This is a genomic window from Pricia sp. (genome assembly GCF_041745955.1).
Taxonomy (GTDB): domain Bacteria; phylum Bacteroidota; class Bacteroidia; order Flavobacteriales; family Flavobacteriaceae; genus Pricia.
The window spans coordinates 1-2,887 of sequence record NZ_JBGTHY010000030.1; the positions used below are offsets into that span (position 1 = coordinate 1).

The following is a 2,887-nucleotide window of genomic DNA, read 5'->3' on the forward strand; positions in this document are numbered from 1 at the left end:
CTATAACCCCCAGTACAGCCGAAATACATTACAGATCAACCAGGGCGGGGGTAAGTTCAGCGAGATTGGTTTTTTGGCGGGCATCAGCAGTACCGATTGGAGCTGGAGTCCGCTTTTGGCCGATTACGATAATGACGGCCACAAAGACTTGTACGTAACAAACGGATTTTTGCGAGATCTGGGAAATTTAGATTACATTAATTACCAAGGTACCTATAATAATGCCATGGGCGATGTCAAAACCAAGACCCAAAAGAAACTGGCCTCCATCAAAAAACTGCCGAAGGCGGACCTGATAAATTATGCCTATCGAAATACGGGCGGCATGACCTTCGAAAAAGTTTCGGAAACCTGGGGCTTCAAAGAACCCAGTTGTTCCAACGGCGCGACCTATGCCGATCTCGACAACGACGGCGACTTGGATCTGCTGGTAAACAACGTTGATCGGCCCGCCTTTGTCTATCAAAATTTGAGCGAACAACACGCTAACCATCATTTCCTTAGGATAAAGCTAAAAGGAAAACCGGGCAATCTTGAAGGCATAGGTAGTAAGCTAAAAATAACGACCGCGGATTCCAAACAATATTATCAACACTTTTTGAGTAGGGGATATGAATCGAGCGTGGACCCCATCATACATTTTGGCCTAGGAAAAAACGAAAAGGTCGATACTCTTGAAATTACATGGCCGGACGGAAGCTACCAAAAATTAAACAACGTTACTGCGGACCAACTTTTACCAATCGAACAGGCACAGGGCAGCATACCCGAAAATAAGGACGAAAAACAACCCGGAAACAAGCTATTTACTGAAATGGCGGACAGTTTGGGAGCCTCTTTCGCACATCGGGAGGATAATTTTGTCGATTTTAAGTTGCAGCCCATTCTTCCCCACATGCATTCCCGGAACGGTCCAGGGGTGGCCGTGGCCGATGTCAACTCAGACGGCTTGGAAGATTTTTATGTGGGAGGTGCTGCCGGTCAGTCCGGGCAGCTTTTCCTACAAAAATCGGATGGCAATTTTGAGCCCGGGGCATGGTCCGCCGATGCCCGTTTTGAAGATATGGGTACTTTATTTTTTGATACGGATGGAGATGGCGACCAAGATCTGTATGTGGTCAGCGGTGGCGTTATCTCATCCGAAAACTCCAAAATGTATCAAGACCGCCTTTACCTCAACGACGGTAACGGCCATTTTACAAAATCAGAAGCCCTTCCCGAAATTACAGTGAGCGGATCTTGTGTAACGGCCGCCGATTTTGATAAGGATGGAGATTTGGACCTTTTTGTCGGCGGTAGGGTCAGTCCCGGTGAATATCCCATGCCCGCCAATAGCTATCTACTGGAAAATCACTCCGATTCAGGCACGGCCGAGCCCCAATTTTCCGATATCGGAAAATCGGTAGAAGGCTGGGAAAAACTGACCATGGTTTCCTCGGCTCTTTGGACGGATTACGATAACGACGGATGGACGGATCTGATCGCCGTAGGGGAATTTATGCCTATAACGCTATTCCAGAACCAGAAAGGCAAACTTGTACTTCAAGAAAATATTCAAGGACTAACAAAGTCCGAAGGTTGGTGGAACAGCATTAACGGTGGCGACTTCGATCAGGATGGCGATATCGATTATATTTTGGGCAACCTAGGGCTGAATTCCAAATACCGCGCTTCGGCTATAGAGCCGCTCTGTATCTATGCCAGTGATTACGATAAGAACGGGCAAATCGATCCCGTGATGTGCTATTATATTGATGGCGAAAGCCAATTGGTCCATTCAAGGGACGAGATTGTCGGGCAAATCAATGCCATGCGGAGTCGTTTCAAGACCTATGAATCTTATGCGACGACTCCTTTTAAAGAAGCCTTTTTACCGGAAGAGCTTGAATCCGCCTATATCGTAAGAAGTTATAATTTCGCTAGTAGTTATCTGGAAAATCAAGGCGAAGGAAAATTTGCGTTGCGCAATCTGCCCATGGAATTCCAGACCGCGCCGATAGAGGGCATAGTTGTCTCAGATTTTGATTTTGATGGGAATCCCGATGTAATTCTTACCGGAAACTCCTATGCAACCGAGGCTTCCACGGGTAGGTACGATGCCTTTATAGGTGCATTTTTAAAGGGGAAGGGCGACGGTACTTTTAAAAATATTTCGTTCGAGGCCAGCGGTTTTGTCAACCAAAGCGACGCCAGTGGTCTGGCACTTATTCGTGGCTCCGAGGAAAAGTTTAATATACTGTCAGCAAACAACGATGCGCCATTAAAGTTTTTCAAATCACAAAAAAAACTGGATAATAACCGTCGGCTCACTGCCGAGCCGGACACCCGGTTTGCAGAAATCGAACTTATAAGTGGCGAAAAATATAAAATGGAATTCTATTATGGCTCCGGTTATCTTTCTCAAAGTAGCCGAAGTCTTGGAATATCCAAACATATAAAGGAAGTCAAATTTATCGATGGTAAGGGAAATACCAAAACCATATTTTCAACTGAAGAGACTCCGTAATAGTTTACTTTTTTTAACTTATGTTTTCAGCCTAGATGAAAAAGTGGACGAGGGCTTAATATCGATGGCTATGCCACTCAAAAAATACAAACAGGTCAGGATTTTTAGCTACAAAGAACTAAATTCGCCTTGCAAATCAACCTTAAAAAATCCTGCTAAAGCTAAACTGCCATAGTTCCAATACAAACAAAATCGAAAGACATGAAAAAGCAACTAACAACCCTCCTTCTTACCCTACTAACGATAACCCTCCCCGCCCAAACAGAATCCGCTCAAGCCTCCCCACAACTTTCCGAAACTTCACCCGGGAACGCAGGCATGTCCGCCGAACGCCTGGCTAAAATCGATGCCATGCTCGAGAAGGCGATAGCTGAAGACCAG

At 45.5% G+C, this 2,887-nt stretch carries 2 protein-coding genes; both read left to right on the forward strand.

Going from position 1 to position 2,887, the window contains the following annotated elements; all coding sequences use genetic code 11:
• The coding region (locus ACEW8S_RS01040) for a VCBS repeat-containing protein (RefSeq protein ID WP_373516337.1) at positions 1 to 2,506 on the forward strand (2,506 nt) is incomplete at its 5' end.
• 201 nt (positions 2,507 to 2,707) lie between these two features.
• On the forward strand, positions 2,708 to 2,887 hold a 180-nt coding region (locus ACEW8S_RS01045), incomplete at its 3' end, for a hypothetical protein (protein ID WP_373516338.1).